The sequence below is a fragment of the Methanomassiliicoccales archaeon genome, assembly GCA_026394375.1.
Taxonomy (GTDB): Archaea; Thermoplasmatota; Thermoplasmata; order Methanomassiliicoccales; family UBA472; genus JAJRAL01.
The window spans coordinates 16,512-34,785 of sequence record JAPKYJ010000028.1; the positions used below are offsets into that span (position 1 = coordinate 16,512).

General features: G+C 59.9%; 12 protein-coding genes. 8 read left to right on the forward strand and 4 right to left on the reverse strand.

Annotated elements, in window-relative coordinates:
- Position 1: 1 nt before the first annotated feature.
- Positions 2-805 (reverse strand): 2-amino-3,7-dideoxy-D-threo-hept-6-ulosonate synthase, encoded by an 804-nt coding sequence (locus tag NT137_08745; protein MCX6653419.1) that lies wholly within the window; start codon positions 803-805, stop codon positions 2-4.
- A gap of 167 nt (positions 806-972) precedes the next feature.
- On the opposite strand from NT137_08745, the gene NT137_08750 reads away from it, so the two are divergent.
- Positions 973-1,500, forward strand: a complete 528-nt coding sequence (locus tag NT137_08750) for an ACT domain-containing protein (GenBank protein ID MCX6653420.1) — start codon at positions 973-975, stop codon at positions 1,498-1,500.
- Positions 1,501-1,508: 8 nt separating this feature from the next.
- Positions 1,509-2,381: a DMT family transporter gene (locus NT137_08755; GenBank protein ID MCX6653421.1), complete on the forward strand. Its 873-nt coding sequence runs from the start codon at positions 1,509-1,511 to the stop codon at positions 2,379-2,381.
- Here NT137_08755 and carB read toward each other — a convergent pair.
- Together carB and carA are read right to left on the reverse strand one after the other, a co-directional pair.
- Positions 2,369-5,596: a carbamoyl-phosphate synthase large subunit gene (carB, locus tag NT137_08760; protein MCX6653422.1), complete on the reverse strand. Its 3,228-nt coding sequence runs from the start codon at positions 5,594-5,596 to the stop codon at positions 2,369-2,371. The genes NT137_08755 and carB overlap by 13 nt on opposite strands.
- Entirely contained in the window at positions 5,593-6,651 is a 1,059-nt protein-coding gene (carA, locus tag NT137_08765) for a glutamine-hydrolyzing carbamoyl-phosphate synthase small subunit (GenBank protein MCX6653423.1), read from the reverse strand. Before carA ends, carB begins: the two co-directional genes overlap by 4 nt.
- A gap of 200 nt (positions 6,652-6,851) precedes the next feature.
- Here carA and NT137_08770 point away from each other — a divergent pair, with 200 nt between their 5' ends.
- The 6 genes from NT137_08770 (at position 6,852) to NT137_08795 (ending at position 17,570) form a co-directional block, all read left to right on the forward strand.
- The gene (locus tag NT137_08770) at positions 6,852-7,892 is read left to right on the forward strand and encodes an mRNA surveillance protein pelota (GenBank protein ID MCX6653424.1); all 1,041 of its coding nucleotides are present in this window, start codon (positions 6,852-6,854) and stop codon (positions 7,890-7,892) included.
- A gap of 270 nt (positions 7,893-8,162) precedes the next feature.
- Positions 8,163-9,347 (forward strand): homocitrate synthase, encoded by a 1,185-nt coding sequence (gene nifV / locus NT137_08775; protein ID MCX6653425.1) that lies wholly within the window; start codon positions 8,163-8,165, stop codon positions 9,345-9,347.
- Between the two features lie 10 nt (positions 9,348-9,357).
- Positions 9,358-10,611: a 3-isopropylmalate dehydratase large subunit gene (locus NT137_08780; protein MCX6653426.1), complete on the forward strand. Its 1,254-nt coding sequence runs from the start codon at positions 9,358-9,360 to the stop codon at positions 10,609-10,611.
- Positions 10,608-11,111, forward strand: coding sequence for a 3-isopropylmalate dehydratase (locus NT137_08785; GenBank protein ID MCX6653427.1), 504 nt, complete (start codon positions 10,608-10,610; stop codon positions 11,109-11,111). The genes NT137_08780 and NT137_08785 overlap by 4 nt, the downstream gene beginning before the upstream one ends.
- Positions 11,108-12,343 carry an isocitrate/isopropylmalate family dehydrogenase gene (locus NT137_08790; protein ID MCX6653428.1) on the forward strand — a complete coding sequence of 412 codons (1,236 nt, stop codon included), beginning with the start codon at positions 11,108-11,110 and terminating at the stop codon, positions 12,341-12,343. The genes NT137_08785 and NT137_08790 overlap by 4 nt, the downstream gene beginning before the upstream one ends.
- 319 nt (positions 12,344-12,662) lie before the next feature.
- Positions 12,663-17,570 carry a hypothetical protein gene (locus NT137_08795; protein MCX6653429.1) on the forward strand — a complete coding sequence of 1,636 codons (4,908 nt, stop codon included), beginning with the start codon at positions 12,663-12,665 and terminating at the stop codon, positions 17,568-17,570.
- A 113-nt stretch (positions 17,571-17,683) separates the two neighbouring features.
- Here NT137_08795 and NT137_08800 read toward each other — a convergent pair.
- Positions 17,684-18,274: superoxide dismutase (locus tag NT137_08800; GenBank protein ID MCX6653430.1), on the reverse strand; the 591-nt coding region annotated here is incomplete at its 5' end.

Here is an 18,274-nt window from a genome sequence, read left to right on the forward strand (position 1 = left end):
ATCACTGCAAGAACTTGATCGCTTCCTCGACCTCCAGGTCATGGAGGACGATGCCCGAGATGGCGCGGGTGATACCCACGATGTTGTGGTGCTGGAAGACGTTGCGGCCGATAGATACCCCCTTCCCTCCTGCCTCAATGGAATCCTTGACCATCTGCAGGATGCGCTCGTCCGAGTCCATCTTCGGACCACCGGCGATGACCACCGGGGCGAGAGCGCCTCTGGTCACCTCGCGGAAGCTGTCGATATCCCCGGTGTAGTTGGTCTTGACGATGTCCGCCCCCATCTCCGTCGCCACCCGGGCGCACAGCTTGACCATGTCCGGGTCGTAGGAGTCCTTGATGTCCTTGCCCCGGGGATAGATCATGACCAGGAAGGGCATGCCCCACTCTGCACAGCGCTTGGCCACGTAGCCCAGGTCACGCAGCATCTCTGGCTCATAGTCCGCTCCCAGGTTCACGTGCACCGATACCCCGTCCGCTCCCAGCTTGATCGCTTCCTCGACCGTCGTCACCAGGACCTTCTTGTTCGGGTCCGGGCACAGGTTGGTGGAAGCGGAAAGGTGAACGATGAGCCCGATGTCTCGACCATACGCACGGTGGCTATAGGGCACCGCTCCCTTGTGCAGGACGATGGCGGTCGCTCCTCCCTGGGATACTTTATCGATCGTGCCCCGGAGGTCGATCAGCCCCTCGACCGGACCCATGGACATCCCGTGGTCCATAGGGACGATGACCGCCCTGCCGGTACTGCGATCCATCATGCGTTCCATTCTCACGGCCTTGCCTAGCGTGCCCAGTGACATCTCAATCAGCCCGTGTCTAATGCTAACATGCATATAATCCTTTTGCAGCATGGGTTAGCCACGAGTTTCGCAGCCAGAGGCAGGATGCATTTCCCCGGTCTTCTTCCGAGGAGGTGATGCGCGTTTCGTAGTGGCGGCGAAGGAGAGCGGTAGAAGGGAAACGCTAAATGCTTCCGCGCACAATCATCCGATGCATGTGGAGCTCACTATCGAAGCACTTCGGTCGATATCCCTCTCAAGGTCGGGTAGCGCGCATGCTGCTGGAGTTAGGGCTGCGCATCGACAGCGGCGACATCTACTGCGGCGAGATCAAGCTGGCGGACATCGCTGTCGGTCGAGCTGCTGGCGTGGATAGGCGTATCGTTCGAGCCACGGTGGAGACGATCCAGGACAGCGAGGAGCTGATGAGAGTCTTCGGCCGCCTGCGACCGACCGCTCTTCTCCGGGACGTCGCCCCGGTGATGGGCTGGTCTGCCATAGAGATCGTGCCGGTGAACGCCCAGATACCGGGCATCATCGCCGACGTCACTGGGGTCATAGCCAAGGCGGGCATAAGCATCCGTCAGGCCATCGTCTCGGACCCGGAGTTGAGCTCTGAGCCGAGGCTCTACGTCATCACAGGTTCCGCCGTGCCCCCCGAGCTCATCCCGGACATCAAGGCCTGTCGGGGAGTCAAGAGCGTGATCATTCACTAGGTGTGGACGTGGCGGCCGAGATGCGCAAGGCCTACATGGCGCTGGTGGCCGGCGTCATCTGCTTCTCCTTCTCTTCCATCCTCATCCGTTATTCCGAAGCCCCGGCACCGGCGATAGCGGCCTACCGCATGCTCCTGGCCTCGCTCATCATCGCGCCCTTGGCCTTGATCCGGTCACGCAAGGAGATCGCCTCGCTGCAGCGGCGCGATCTACTCTTCCTTCTGGCCGCGGGCTGTGTCTTCGCCCTCCATTTCCTCTTCTTCGTCAGCGCGGTGAAGATGACCTCTGTGGCCAGTGCGACCATCCTCATCAACGCCCACCCCATCATCGTGGTCATCCTGGCCTTCGCCACCCTCCATGAAGGCTCAAAGTACACCACCGCCGGGGCGGTAGTGGGTGTACTGGGCATCTGCGCCATCTCCATCGCCGACATGGGCAGCAACAACCTCCTCGGCGATGTCCTGGCGATATTGGGGGCGGGCATGGAGGCGGTCTACATCATCCTGACCCGCTTCATGAGACGGCGCATCGGCATCTTCGCCTTCGTGCTCATCGTGAACTTCGTCTGCGCCCTGACGCTGATAGGCATCTGCATCGGTGGGGGAGTGCCCCTCTGGCCCTATTCCGAGCGGGAGCTGCTCATCTTCCTAGGAATGGCCTTGGTGCCGGCGGTGCTCGGCTACACGCTCTACAATTACTCCTTGAAATGGATCATCGCGCCCAGGGTGAGCGTCATCCAGCTGGGAGAGGCTCTCCTGGCTTCCATCATGGCCGCCGTGCTCTTCGTGGAATTCCCCTCCGCCCTCATCTTCGTCGGAGGAGGCCTGGTATTGCTGGGCATCTATCTGGCAATGAAGAACGGCCGAGCTCAGCGAACCTGAGAGTTGAGGTCATGATAGTATTGCAGGTCCTGCACGCTCAGGTTGCCCTCCCTGGCCCTCTGGATCGCTTCGGTGGTGACCTTCGCTCCCTGCACGGTGGTGATGAACGGTATCTGCAGTTCCACGGCCAGGCGGCGCATCATGTACCCGTCTCGTCGAGCGCCGGAGTTGTTGGTGGGGGTGTTGATGATGAGGTCGATCTCGCCCCGTCGCATGAGGCCCAGCGCATCAGGCTGCAGCTTCTCCCGGATGGTGTAGACCGTGGTCGTCTCCAGTCCGTTGTTGCGCAGGAATGTGGATGTTCCCTTGGTGGCATAGATCCTGAAGCCCAGCGACCGCAGGTGCTTGGCGACCGGCAAGATGGCAGGTTTGTCCGCCTCCGCGATGGTCATATAGACGCTCCCCTTCAAAGGCAGCTTCTGGCCTGCGGCCTTGAGGGCCTTGTAGACCGCTGCCGCGTAATCGCGGTCAATGCCCATGACCTCGCCGGTGGACTTCATCTCCGGGCCGAGGATGGAGTCCACTCCCGGCAGCTTGAGGAACGGGAACACGCTTGCTTTGACGGCCACGCTCTCGAATCTGGCCATGCCGACCAGGCCCTGCTCTTTGAGCGATCTGCCCAGCATGACCTTGGTGGCCACCTTGGCCAGCGGAATGCCAATGGCCTTGGAGACGAAAGGCACGGTGCGAGATGCCCTGGGGTTCGCCTCCAGCATGTAGACCTCGTTGTCCTTGATGGCCAACTGCAGATTCATCAGGCCTACGACCTGGAGCGCGTGGGCGGTCTTGTCCGTGATATCGATGATCCTCTGGATCATCTCCTTGGAGATCGTCTGCGGGGGCAGGACCATGGTGGCATCGCCCGAATGCACGCCCGCCTCCTCGATGTGCTCCATGATGCCCCCGATGAAGATGTCCTGGCCGTCGGCCACGACATCCACGTCCATCTCGATGGCGTGGGAGAGGTACTTGTCGATGAGCACCGGATGGTTCTTGGAGACCTTGACCGCCGTGGACACGTAGGTCAGCAGTTCCTCCTCGTTGTAGACGATCTCCATGCCCCTGCCCCCGAGCACGTACGAAGGGCGCAATAACACAGGATAACCGATTCTCGAGGCGACCGCCTTGACGTCGTCGGCGGAGAATCCCGTGCCTGATTGCGGTTGTCGGATTCCGAGCTCGTTCATGAGCGTCGTCCAGCGCTTGCGGTCCTCGGCCACATCAATCATGTCCGGGCTGGTGCCTAGGACCTTGCACTTGTGTCCCTTGAGCGCTTCCTCCAGCGGCACCGCCAGGTTTACGGAGGTCTGCCCCCCGTATTGCACGATGACGCCGTCCGCGTCCTCCTTCTCGATGACGTTGAGGACGTCCTCCAGGGTCAGCGGTTCGAAGTACAGCCGGTCGGAGATGTCATAGTCGGTGGAGACGGTCTCCGGGTTGTTGTTGATGACGATGGCGTCCACGCCCTCCTCCTGGAGCGCCATCACGCCATGCACGCAGCAGTAATCGAACTCGATCCCTTGCCCGATGCGTATCGGTCCTGCGCCGACGATGACCACCTTCCTATTCTTGGAGGGCTTGGCCTCGCAGCTCGACTCGTAGGTGGAATAGAAGTAGGGCGTCTCCGCCTCGAACTCGGCGGCGCAGGTGTCCACCATCTTGTACGTGGGCAAGATGCCAGCGATGATTCTGCCTCCGCGCACATGGTCGGGCGGCACTTTGGTCAGGGCGGCGATGGTCTCATCGGGAAAGCCCATTCTTTTGGCGGCGCGCAGCAGCTTGAGGTCCAGGCTGGTCGATTCCCGGAGCGCTCGTTCCATGTCCACGATGTTCTTGATCTTGAGCAGGAAGAAGGGGTCCCATTTCGTGAGGCCGGCGATGTGCTCCATGCTCATTTTCCGCCGCACCGCCTCCGCTATGGCGAACAGCCGCTTGTCCGTGGGCGTTCTGAGCTCCTCTTCCAGCTCCGCCTCGTTCCACTGCTCGGCCTCCAGGTCCATCTTGTCGATCTCCAGCGAGCGGACCGCCTTCATGATCGATTCCTCGATGGTGCGGCCGATGGCCATCACCTCGCCGGTGGATTTCATCTGGGTGCCGAGGCGTTTGTCGACGGTGCGGAATTTGTCGAACGGCCAACGAGGTATCTTGAGGACCACGTAGTCGAGCGTGGGCTCGAAGGCGGCGTAGGTCTTGCCGGTGATGCGGTTCGGGATCTCGTCCAGGGTCTTGCCGACGGCGATCTTGGCCGCCACCCGGGCGATGGGATAGCCGGTCGCCTTCGAGGCCAGAGCGGAGGATCGCGAGACCCTCGGATTGACCTCGATGACGCGGTATTCGCGGGTCTCAGGATGGAGGGCGAACTGCACATTGCAGCCGCCCTCGATCTTCAGGGCGCGGATGATCTTGATGGAGGCGCTTCTCAGCCGCTGGTGATCGACGTCGTTCAGCGTCTGCGAAGGCGCGATGACTATGCTCTCGCCAGTATGCACGCCCATGGGGTCTAGGTTCTCCATGTTGCAGATGATGACGCAGTTGTCTTTCCTGTCCCGCATGACCTCGTACTCATACTCCTTCCAGCCGAGCACGCTCTCCTCGATGAGCACCTGGCGTATGCGGGAGTAGATCAGCCCGCGACCGCAGATCTCCTCCAATTCCTCTTCGTCATGGGCGATGCCACCGCCCGTTCCTCCGAGCGTGTAGCCGGGGCGGATGAGCACGGGGTATGCGCCGATCTCTCTAACGGCCTCCTTCGCCTCCTCGATGGAGTGCACGGCCTTGCTCTTCGGTATCGGCTCGCCGATCTTGATCATGGTCTGCTTGAAAAGCTCCCGGTCCTCGGAGAGGGCTATGGCCTCCGGCTGCGTGCCCAGGAGCCTGACATCCAATCTATCCAGGATGCCTTGGTCCGCCAGCTCAGAGCACAGGTTCAGGGCCGTCTGCCCGCCCATGCCGGAGAGGATGCCGTACACCTTCTCCTTGGCGATGATCTCGGTGATGGTCTCCACGTCCAAAGGCTCCACGTACACAATGTCCGCGGTGCTCAGGTCGGTCTGAATGGTGGCCGGGTTGGAATTGACCAGGACCGTCTGGTAGCCTTCCTCTCTCAGAGAACGACAGGCTTGAGAACCGGAGAAATCGAACTCCGCCGCCTGGCCGATGACGATGGGTCCGGACCCGATGACCATGAGCTTGGCTCCTTGGGGTGGGGGGCTCATCTCCTCACCTCCAGCAGGCGGGCGAACTCGTCGAAGAGGAACGAGGTGTCCTTGGGACCGGGGGACGCTTCCGGATGATATTGGGCGGAGAATATCGGCAGCTCCTTGTGCTTGAGCCCTTCCACCGTGCCATCGTTCACGTTGGTCATGCTGACCTCGAGCTCGCTGGGCAAGGTCTTGGGGTCGACCGCGAAGCCGTGATTCTGAGAGGTGATGTACACCCTTCCCTTGTACTTCACTGGCTGGTTCACCCCTCGATGTCCGAACTTGAGCTTGTAGGTCGAACCGCCGAAGGCACGGGCGATGAGCTGGTTGCCGAAGCACACGCCCATGATCGGATAGTCCTCCTTGATCGCCTTGAGCGTCCTTACCGTGGTCTCTTGGATGATCGGATGAGCTGGGTCGCCTGGCCCGTTGGAGAGCACCACGCCATCGACCTCGTTATCACGGAAGAAGGAAGGTTCTGTGTCATAAGGAACGACCGTCAGCGAGAACCGCTTGCGCAGTTCGCGGATGATGTTCGACTTGGTGCCGCAGTCGATGAGCACGACCTCCTTCGCGCCCTCCTGTTGATAGTGCAGGACCTCCTTGGTGCTCACCTCCTCCACCAGGTTCGATTCGGAGGGGAAGGGCATGCTCTGCACTTTCTTCAGCACCTTGTCCAAGTCCTCCTCGAAGCAGATCGCTCCTCGGGGAGTTCCCTGTTCGCGTATCTTGATGATGAGGGACCGGGTGTCCAGCTCCGAGATGCCTGGCACATTTCCCTTCTTGAGGAAGTGGTCGAGCTTGTCCCCGCCGTACATGCCGCTCGGTTCCAGGCACTTCTCCCTCACCACGTAGCCTGAGACCTGCACCCGGTTCGACTCGTAGTCGAGGTGGTTGACGCCATAGTTGCCTATGAGCGGATACGCCATCATGAGTATCTGCCCTCGGTAGGAAGGATCGGTAAGGCTCTCTTGGTATCCCGCCATCCCGGTATTGAAAACGACCTCGCCGAAAACGGTGTGCTCCGAACCAAATCCCGTGCCCTCCACAATCGTCCCATCTTCGAGCACGAGGAAGCACTTCGACATTCAGGTCCGATGGAATAGGCACGGGGTACTTAACCCTTCTTGCAGGCGAGAAAACAGATGTCGAGCGGAAATGTCCGAACGAGGACAGGCGCGTCGGACCTCGATCTCATGCGACCATCTGGATGCGATTGGGACAGACCGAAAAATCAAATAACGATAGGCGCATGCTCATCCGAATCGAAATGCGCCTCTTGCACCAGGACACCCGAACCGGGGAGATCAAGTTCCAGATCGACAACATGGACGATCTCTGGCACCTCTACAACATCATCGATATAGGTGACCTGGTGCTGGCCGTCACCTTCCGACGGGAGGAGCAGAAGTCCGACAAGGTTCGCTCGGAGCGGGGAGAGAAGAAGCGCGTGTTCCTGGGCATCAGGGTGGAGAAGGTGGAGTTTCACGAGTTCGATTCACGCCTTCGCATCACCGGGGTCATAGAACAGGGGCCGCAGGACCTGGGATCACATCACACCCTGAACCTCGAGGAGGGCGACTCGATATCGGTCATCAAATCGGAATGGAGGCCGGCGACGCTCGAGCGGGTGAAAAGGGCGGTGGAGGACTCCAAACGCCCCACCATCGTCTTCGTGGCCATCGAGAACGACGAGGCTACCATCGCGGTCCTGAGGCAGTACGGCATTCAGAACCTAGCTACCATCCACGGTCCTTCGGGCGGAAAGATGTACGAGCAGAAAGAGGACAGCAATTTCCTCGGCGAGGTCTTGGAGAAGGTCAAGCAGGTCGCCAGCGAGGGCGTGCCCATCGTTATCCTCGGCCCGGGGTTCGCCAAGGAGTACCTGTTGTCCAGAGGGAAGGAGAAGGAATCGGAGCTGTTCAAGAAGGCTTTTCTCTACCACACCGGCCAGGCGGGAATGGCCGGCATCCATGAGCTCATGAAGAAGGGCATCGGAGCGGAGGTGCTCGAAGGCTCCCGGGTGGCGCAGGAGACGAACGAGGTGGAGAAGGTCCTGGAGGAGATCGCCAAAGGGGGACCGGTTGCCTACGGCCCAAAGGAAGTGCAGGAGGCCGCCATGGCCGGGGCGATAATCACGCTCCTGGTCCTCGAGCCCCTGCTCAGGGAGAAGGACCTCGATCCTCTGCTGAAGTCCGTGGAGGCGGCCCGAGGCTCGATTATGGTGGTCAGCGAGCACCACGAAGCAGGGAAGAAGCTGGATGCGCTTGGAGGAATTGCGGCCCTGTTGAGGTTCAGGATCGGCGCTTAGTGGTCGATCGTTCTGGCCACTCCCTGCCCATGTGCCATTCCGACTGCGAAATACTTTAGTAGCATACCTTGCATCATCTTCCGTCTAGGCCCCATGGACCAGGCTTGGGCGCTACATCGTCGGCGACCTGTCGGTTTTCCGACTCACTGCCCGTGCAAGTGTCTGGCACGGGTCGGACCGAGTATATATCTGGATGGTCTGCGACAACGGCGTCCTCGGCCCCGGTCTACTGCTGGAGCCCCGAGAACGCGTCCGAAGACAAGAAGAGGAATGGGAGCGGAGATGAAGGACAGCCAGAAGATCCTTGCCAAGCTGAGCAAGAACCCAGTGAACGTCTGCGACACCACCCTGAGGGATGGAGAGCAGGCGGCCGGGATCGTCTTTGCCAACATCGAGAAGGTGCGCATCGCCCGCATGCTGGATGAGATCGGGGTGCCCCAGATAGAAGCGGGCATACCGGCCATGGGCGGGGATGAGAAGAGAGTGATCAAGGAGATCGCCAAGCTTGGCCTGAGCGCATCCGTGCTAGGCTGGAATCGTGCTTCGCTCGAGGACATCGCCCACAGCATCGATTGCGATGTTGATTCCGTGGCGGTCTCCATGTCCTCTTCGGACATCCACATCGAGCACAAGCTCATGAAGTCCCGCGAATGGGTGCTGCAGAGGATCACCGAGGCCATCGAGTACGCCAAGGCGCATGGCCTGTACGTCTCCTGCAACGCGGAGGACGCATCCAGAGCGGATCGCGATTTCCTTATCCTGTTCGCCCGCACCGCCAAGGAGGCGGGAGCGGACCGAGTGCGTTACTGCGACACCCTGGGGATCATGGAGCCGCTGCGCACCTACAAGATCATCAAGGACATCATCGACACGGTCGACGTTCCGATTGAGATGCACACCCACAACGATTTCGGCATGGCGACCGCCAACGCCATCGCAGGCGTCCAGGCCGGAGCCACGTTCCTCAGCACCACCATCATGGGCATCGGCGAGCGCACCGGCAATTCCCCTCTAGAGGAGGTGGTCATGGCGTCCAAGTACGTCCTAAACCTGGAGACGGGTGTGGAGACGGCCCGCTTCCGGGAGATCGCCGAGTACGTCGCTCGCGCCTCGGGACGCGTGATACCGGAATGGAAGCCCATCGTCGGTTCGAACTGCTTCGTGCACGAGGCCGGGATCCATGCTGATGGCGTACTCAAGTGCGCCTCCAACTACGAGGCGTTCTCGCCCGAGTCCGTGGGATTGGAAAGGCGCATCTCCATCGGCAAGCATTCCGGCCGTCACACGGTAAAAAGCATTCTGGCCAAGCATGGCTTCGAGGTCGACGACGATGCTGCGGGCAAGATACTGGAGATGGTGCGTTCCAGCTCCATCGCCCTCAAGCGCGCTTTGACGGAGAAGGAGCTCGTTTACCTCTATCAAGATTGGAAGGATGAGGCGCAGAGATTGGAGTGAAGGTGAAGGCATGGGAACCATCGCAGAGAACATACTCACCAACCACGCGGGGAAGGAGCTGCACGCCGGGGACATCGTGGTGGTCCCGGTGGACTTCATGATGAGCCAGGACGGCACCACGCCGCTCACGATCAAGGCGTTCAAGGAGATGAACGGAGAGGCGATATTCGATCCCTCCCGGTACGCCATCGTCATCGATCACAACGCGCCCTCGCCTCTGGAATCGGTATCTAACATTCATAAGGAGATGCGGGAGTTCGCCTCGGAGCAAGGGGTGAGGCTCTTCGATGTGGGCGAAGGGGTATGCCACGTTCTCATCCCTGAATCGGGCCAGGCTCTTCCGGGCAGCCTCATCATCGGCGCGGACTCGCACACCACCACCTACGGCGCATTGAACGCCTTCTCCACCGGGGTGGGCTCGACCGATCTGGCGGCCGCGCTCATCTCTGGCAAGACCTGGATGAAGGTGCCTTCGACCATCAAGACGCAGTACGACGGCTCGCTGCCCAAGGGCGTCTACTCCAAGGACATCGCGCTGCGGATGTGCGCCAAGCTAACAGCGAACGGCGCCACCTACAAAGCCTTGGAGATATGTGGCGAGGTCATCGACTCGCTCTCCGTGGAAGCGAGGATGACCATCTCCAATCTGGCCGTGGAGACCGGAGCCAAAGCGGGAATGATGCGCTGCGACCAGAAGGTCGAGGCGTATCTGGAGGGCCGCGCCAAGCGCCGTTTCCAGGGCGTGGACGCAGATGACGACGCGAAGTACGAGAAGGTCATCAAGGAGAACGTATCCAAGCTCTCCCCTCAGATCGCCTGCCCGCCCGACGTGGATAACGTAGTCCAGATCGAGAAGGTGCTGGGGAAGGAGATCGACCAGGTGTACATAGGAACGTGCACCAACGGTCGCATCGAGGACCTGATGATCGCCGCCAGCATCCTTAACAAGAACAAGGTGGCGAAAGGTGTCCGCTTGATAGTCGCTCCCGCGTCTCGGGAAGTCATGATGGCGGCCATGGAATGCGGCGCGCTGCAAAAGCTGGTGAAGGCAGGAGCGGCCGTCACCACTCCTTCCTGCGGACCGTGCGTCGGCACATGCAACGGCATTCCCTCGGACGATGAGGTCGTTCTATCGACAGCCAATCGCAACTTCAAGGGGCGCATGGGCAACACAAAAGCCTCTATCTTCCTTTGCTCGCCTGCCACCGCTGCCTACTCGGCCATCAAAGGGTTCATAGCCGACCCGAGGGAGGTGCTGGAATGAAAGACCTCTTCGGCCGGGCGCACAAGTTCGGGGACAACGTGAACACGGACTATATCATCGCGGGAAAGTACAAATTCAAGTCGCTGGACATGAACGACATGGCCAAGCATCTGATGGAGGACCTCCGTCCCGGCTTCTACGATGAGATAGAGGACGGTGATTTCATCGTGGCGGGGGAGAACTTCGGCATGGGCTCGTCCCGCGAACAAGCGCCGCTGGTGATCAGGGCCGCGGGAATCAACGCGGTCATAGCCAAGTCCTTCGCGCGCATCTTCTACCGCAACTGCATCAATATCGGTCTTCCAGTCATAGAATGTGACACCGACGATATCGATGAGGAGGACGAGCTGCGCATCGACCTGGAGAGGGGTTTCGTGCACAGCGTGACCAAGGACACCAGGCTGAAAGCGACCCCCTTGCCTCCGGTGATGGTCAAGATCCTCAACGACGGCGGGCTGGCGGAGCATTTCAAGAAGCACGGCGGTTTCAATCTGGAGTGAGCGATTTCCATAAGGTGGAGAACATGGTCGACCGAGCGACGATCGAACGCGCGAAGGAGCACTTCGGGCAGCTCGTGGAAGAACAGCTCGAACGCGTGGAAAGGATGAAGAAGGAGGAGGGCTGGGTCGATCTCTCCAAAAAGGATAGGATCATCATCGGTATAGTGGGCGGGGATGGGATCGGTCCCTACATCTGCAGGCACGCGGAGAGCGTCCTCCGTTTCATGTTGGCCGAGGAGATCAAGGCGGGGAAGGTGGAGCTGCGCGAGATCCGGGGGCTGACCATCGAGGACCGGGTCAAGGCGCTCAAGGCCATTCCTGACGATGTGCTGGTCGAGCTAAGGAAATGCGACGTCATCCTCAAGGGCCCGACCACCACGCCCAAGAAAGGGGACAAGTGGCCGAACATCGAGAGCGCCAACGTGGCCATGCGCCGCGAGCTGGACCTGTTCGCGAACGTTCGACCGGTGCGCGTTCCCCGTGAAGGCATCGATTGGATCTTCTTCCGGGAGAACACGGAAGGCTCCTACATCCTTGGAAGCAAAGGGATCGACGTCACCAAGGAACTGGCGTTCGATTTCTGCGTCGCCACTTCCCCAGGCTCGGAGCGCATAATCCGACTGGCGTTCGAGCACGCGAAGAAGAATAAGATCTCAAAGGTGACGGTGGTCACGAAGGCGAACGTCGTCAAGGCCACCGACGGCAAGTTCCTCGCCATGGCGGAGAAGGTGGGTAAGGATTACCCCGGCATCAAATGGGATGATTGGTTCATCGACATCATGACGGCGAAGCTCCTTGATACAGCGAGAAGGAAGGAGTTCCGGGTGATGGTGCTTCCGAATCTGTATGGGGATATCATCACGGACGAGGCGGCGCAGATCCAGGGCGGCGTGGGCACGGCAGGCAGCGCCAACATCGGCACCAGGCATGCTATGTTCGAGGCGATTCATGGCTCGGCGCCGCGCATGGTGGAGGAAGGAAGGGCGGAGTATGCGGACCCGTCCAGCATCATCAAGGCGGCGGCCATGCTGCTCAACCACATTGGTCTCACGGAGAGATCGAGGAGGCTGGAGCACGCTTTGGACATATGCACTCAGTTCGAAAGGCAAAAGGTGGTCACTGGTCGCTCCAACGGGGCTACCGGCGCCGAGCTCGCCGACTACGTGATGCGAGTGCTGAAGGAACCGGACCTGGAGACGAAGTGGTCCAAGTACTCGGCCGCTCAAGTCTAGCCTTTTCATCAGATGGCCACAAGGAATCGCACCGTTCATTTGGCACCGGAGAAAAGGTGGTCTACATTTCACCGCGGAAAGGATGAAACCCTAGGACCAAAAGCAGAAGAACGGTCATCTGCCGAAGGCGACGGAGGAGCAGCCGCCCCAAGGGGGATACTCCTCCCACGATCTCAAAGACAAATGATTCCGAGATGCCTCGTCACCTTTGGATAATTGCTGGGAAAGGCAAATATCCATCTTAAGCAGATGGGTCGGGCAACCTATCCATAGATATCATGGAGGAAAAACGCTGAAGAAGCTCGTAGCCTTCGGAACGTTGCTGCTGTTCGTGGTCCCTTTGATAGCTGGCCTAGCGAACGCCCAAGGCATTGACGGAGCTTCGGTGGAATCTGGATCGAGCTTGGGCATCGCTCCCGGGGTTAGCTTTTCCACCGCTTCTGGCGCAAGATTTCACTATGCCACCGCATCCGACATCGAGCTGATGAAGGAGATGATCGGTGTCCGGGAACCCGGGCGAGACTACAACGTCATTCAGGGAGGGTTCGGCACCGGTCTAGCCCCGCCTACACAGGAAGCTTGGGATCGCATGGTCGGTAGCTCCCTGATCCTCGAATCGCTTCCTCAAGGTCCGACGGCGCCGGCCTCCTACGACCTTTCCACCCAGCCCTACTTCCCAGCGGTCGGCAATCAGGGAGGCCAGGGTTCCTGCTCCGCCTGGGCCGCGACCTACTACAGCTACGGATATACCGAGGCCAAGGACCAGGGCTGGACGGACGCGAAGACCGGTAACACCGCACATCTCGTCAGTCCCGCCTGGACCTACAATCGGGTCAACGGTGGTGTAGACCATGGTTCGTGGATGGATGAGAACATGGACATCATCGTCGATTGGGGCGTTCCGTCCATGCAGGCCATGCCCTACAACGACCACGATCTCTTGAATTGGGGCAGTCCGGCAGCCTTCCGGGAGGCGCCGTTGCACCGGGCCTCAAGCACCGTTTCCATCTCCTATTCCGGGGACTTAACCATCAACCAAATCAAAGACCTCGTTTCCTCGGACAAGCCGGTAACGTTCGCTTTCAATGTGTGGAACGCTTTTGATACTGGCCTCACCGACAACAATATCGTTTCTGCTGCCGAGTACCTGGGAGGCGATACGAACCACGCCCAGACCATCGTGGGCTACAATGACAGCATCTCCGAGGACGGCGACGTCGGCGCGTTCCGAGTGGTCAACTCTTGGGGCACGAGCGACGGCTACACTGACCACGGCTACTACTGGTTCACCTACAAGGCATTGAAAGAGATCGGCGGCGCGGCCGGGCTCTGCTACATTGAGGATCGCGTCGACTACAACCCGCGACTTCTGGCTGTCTGGCACTTCAACGCCCAGCCAAGCCGCAACAACGGTTTCACTTTGGGCATTGGTAGTCCCACCACTCCGGCCGATCAGCGCTCTCCCCTGTTCTCTAGTGATTCCAACTCCGCTCACCGCCAGCCGGCCTTCATGTGCCTGGATATCACAGATTTCAATTCTACCTACAACCTAGGCACCACCTCCTTCTTCTTGAAGTACCTGGCCACTTCCGCCAGCGGGGTCATCTCATCCTTCAGGGTGGAGATGTACGAACCCTCCTATGTCTCAGGAGCGGCCACCCAGGTCTCTCCGCAATCCTCGGACGTGCCGAGGACGACACCGGACACGGTCACGGTCAGCTTTCCCTACCATGCGCAGATAGGCTATGACGAGGGTCTGGACACGAGCGGGCATACCTACACTTCCACGTCGCTTTCCAAGTGGGTCGGTGTCGATCACCGATCGATCTATGATGGAGATGCCCTGCAATCTGGCGATACGGCCAATTCCGACGAATCCAGCATTTCCACCACCGTCACCGGACCGGGCGCGGTGGGCTTCTATTGGCGGGTCTCCTCCGAGGCCAGCAAGGATTACCTTAACGTCTACCTGGATGGAATCAAGAAGGCATCGATCTCCGGTTCGGTGGATTGGAGGCAACAGGTGGTCGCTCTGACGGCAGGCGCGCACACCATCCGCTGGTCCTATGCCAAGGACAGCGCCAACAGCGTCGGCGAGGATGCCGGCTACGTGGACAGGCTGCGCATGCTGCCCCCGGACGACGGCTACGAGGAGAATGACGTCTACAGCACGGCCAAAATACTGTCACCGGGCACTTATCTTGGATTGGTATGCTACGACGACGATTGGTTCAAGGTGCACGTGGTCCCCGGCCAGGTCGTCTACGCGAACATCAGCTTCGTGGCCGCGGACGGGAACCTGGATCTCTTCCTCTATGACACCGACGGCACGACGCTCCTGGATTCCTCTCAAGGCACGAGTGAGTTCGAGACCGTGAGCTCCTCTGTGCTCGTAGAAGGCGACTACTACGTCCTGATACATGGTGTCAATGCAGATACCAATACCTACTCCCTGTCGGTGCAGACCACACTGGACAATATTGATCTGGGAGAGGTTAGCAGTCTGTCATTGTTCTCGGGATCGGGATCGTTCAGCGGTTTGGGAGCGAGCGACAAGGACATGACGGTCAACGCCGGAACGCATCTCACCGGCACGGTGGTCCTCAGGTACAAGAACTACTGGCCCTCTGCCTCCAACATCCCCCTGATCGGGACGACCAGCTGGGGCTCACACGCATCCAACTATTGGACGATCAGCGCGGATCTGCCCGACGGCAGCTCGCAGCTGACGGTGAGCATCGACGTCACAGTGCCCGCCACGGCAGGCAACTTCTATCTCATCTTCGCCTTCCGGAACGAGTCGTCCGGGGCCCACATCGCCTCGGCTACGTCCTCCTCGGGCAGCCCGGTCTGGGACGACGGCAACGATATCGCTTCATTCAGCTCCACGCAGGTAACGGATGCACAGGCGGACGGACGGGCCGAGGTCTCCTGGCTCTTCGGTTCCAGCGGTCGATCGCTCTTCGTTCCCTCCGAGGCCATCAAGATCGTCTCCAAGGTACCGGACAATACGCCCCCCGTCACCGAGGTGCAGCTCGCGGGCACCGCTGGCAACGGAGGGTGGTTCAAGTCCTCGGTCACCGTCACCCTCACCGCCTCCGACGTAGGGAACGGTGTCCAGTACACCAAGTACCAGATCGATTCCGGAGGCTGGCAGACGTATTCCGTGCCTTTCGCCATATCCTCGGAAGGCACCAGCACCGTCTACTACTACTCAGTGGACTACGACAGCAACACAGAGACGACGAAGGAGGTGGAGGTCAAGGTCGACCGCATCGAGCCGACGACGCTGATGACGATCTATGGAACGAAAGGCCTCGGGGATTGGTGCGTTTCGGTGGTGGTGGTCAACCTGACCGCTTCCGATACGCCTAGCGGCATCGCGTCTATCAATTGCAGGGTGGACGGCGGTCCTTGGCAGCTATACTCGTCGAATATCACGATCGGCGAGGAAGGGCAGCATACCGTCGAATGGAACGCCGTCGACGTCGCTGGCAACGCCGAGGACGTCGACAGCCTGTCGCTGCGCATCGACCTGGTGGCGCCGCAGAGCACCGCGACCGCCACCGGCGACGGCCAGGGAGGATGGTTCAACCGGACCGTGAATGTGACGTTGCAGTCGACTGATACGCAGAGCGGCGTGAACTTCACCCTGTACCGTATCGATAACGGCTCCTGGCTCACGTACTCTCTGCCGTTCGATGTTAGCGGGGACGGAGGGCACGAGGTGGAGTTCTACGCCGTCGACATGGCAGGCAACTCGGCCTCTCATCTCAATTTGACATTCCGGATCGATGCCACGCCTCCCATCTTGAGCCTAGAATTGCTCGGTTCCACAGGAGAACAGGGTTGGATGATATCCTCGGCATCGTTCACCATGGACGCCAGCGATCTTGTAAGTGGCCTGGCGCATTCCTTCGCGAGCATCGACAACGGCACGTGGTTCGAGTATTCTGAAGGGTTGACCGTCTCTTCCGACGGTCCGCACTCCATCCGCTGCTACGCCGTGGACGTGGCCGGGAACCCATCATCCGTCGAGGAAATGGACTTCAAGCTCGACCTCACTTCGCCTGAGACCTCCTTCTCGCTGGAGGGTGTCGAGGGCAACAATTCCTGGTACGTCTCGGAGGTCAACGTCACCCTCGTGCCTTCGGATTCGATGAGCGGCGTGCTGCGCTGTCAGTACTCACTTGATAATGGCATCTGGTCGGACGTCTCAGGCACGATCCTATTACAGAACGAGGGCTCGCACACGCTTCGATTCCGGTCCGATGACCGGGCGGGCAATCAAGAGAGCGTTCAGAGCCTGAGCATCAAGATCGACACTCAGACACCAACGTCGAGCGCTCTTGCCTCGGGGTCGGAAGGGCTGGCAGGTTGGTATGTGAGCGCGGTGGTATTGCAGCTACAAAGCGCCGACATTTCCAGTGGCCTGTTGAACACAACATATAGTCTGGATGATGGACCTCTCGCCAACTACTCCCAACCCCTGACGGTCTCATCGCCAGGCGAACACACGATGAACTACTACGCCCAGGACCAGGCGGGGAACCTGGAGACGACGAGGTCCATATTGTTCCGCATAGACACCGGGAAGCCTCAGAGCTCGAACACCCTGACCGGGCCGATGGGCAGCGAGCAATGGTATCTGGGAGAGGTGTCGATCAACCTTTCAGCTTCCGACTCAGTAAGCGGGATCCTCCAACTGGACTATCGAGTGGATGGAGGGGAGTGGCTCACCTTCCTTAGTGTGGTAGGAGTGGCGTCCGAAGGAGATCACGAGCTCGAGTATCGAGCCATGGACCAGGCGGGGAACGTGGAGACGACCAACGCCCTCTCCTTCCACATCGACAGCTCGGCCCCCAGCCTGGAGCTATCGGTCGACAATGCCAAGCACTCCACTTCAGGTTCCTTGCGAGTGGCTTGGACGAGCGCCGACCAGGTCTCTTCGCTCTTCCAGGTGAAGGTGAGCGTTGATGGCAAGGAGTATGCGGTCGTCGCTCCCGACGAAAAGGATCTGGAGATCAAGAACCTGGGAGACGGAAAGCACACGGTTTCCTTGCGCTCAACGGACGTCGCCGGCAACTCCGCCATCGCCAGCTACGAGATCACGGTGGATACCAACCCCCTGAGCCCCGACGGACCTCTGGGGCCGTGGCTCCTGGTGACCTTGGGCGCTTTGGCAGTGGCGGCGATCGGTTTGGTCATCTGGCGCAGAAGGAAGTAGAGAAGAGCACCTCTCATCAGATCGGGAAATATGCTGCAGCTGAAGAAAGGAAAGAAGGATGAAAGATAACGGGGTTAGCCCCGAACCGGCCGCTCTCTTGCTACGGCCCAAGCTCAGATGGGAAGGCGCTTCTCCACCACTTCCCAGTTGACCAGGCTCCACCAGTTCTCCACGAACTTGCCGCGGTCGTTCTTGTAATCTAAGTAGTAGGCATGCTCCCAGACATCGAGCACCAGGAGGATGCTCATCATCGGATTGACGTTCGCGTTGTGCTTCTCGATCTGGAACAATATCGGACGGTTGGTGTGCTTGCAGAAGCCCAGCGCCGCCCAGCCGGAGCCTTCCGTGCTGTTGGCGGCCATGGAGAACTCCTTCTTGAAGCGATCGAAGGAGCCGAACTCCTTCTCGATGATGTCCCCGGTCTTGCCACCGGGCCTGCCGCCCCCTTGGCCGGTCGGAGCCATGTTCTGCCAGAATCGCTCGTGCAGCAGATTCCCTCCGAAGTGGAAGGAGAACTCCTTCAAGGTGGCCTTCATATCCAAATCAACGTTCTCTTTCCTTGCCTTGTCCAGCTTCTGCAGGATGGCGTTCGCACCGTTCACGTAGGCCGCGTGATGCTTGTCGTGGTGCAGTCGGAGCAGCTCCTCGGAGATCACCGGCGCCAGGGCCTTGTAGTCGTAGGGCAGTGGCGCCAGGACGTAGAA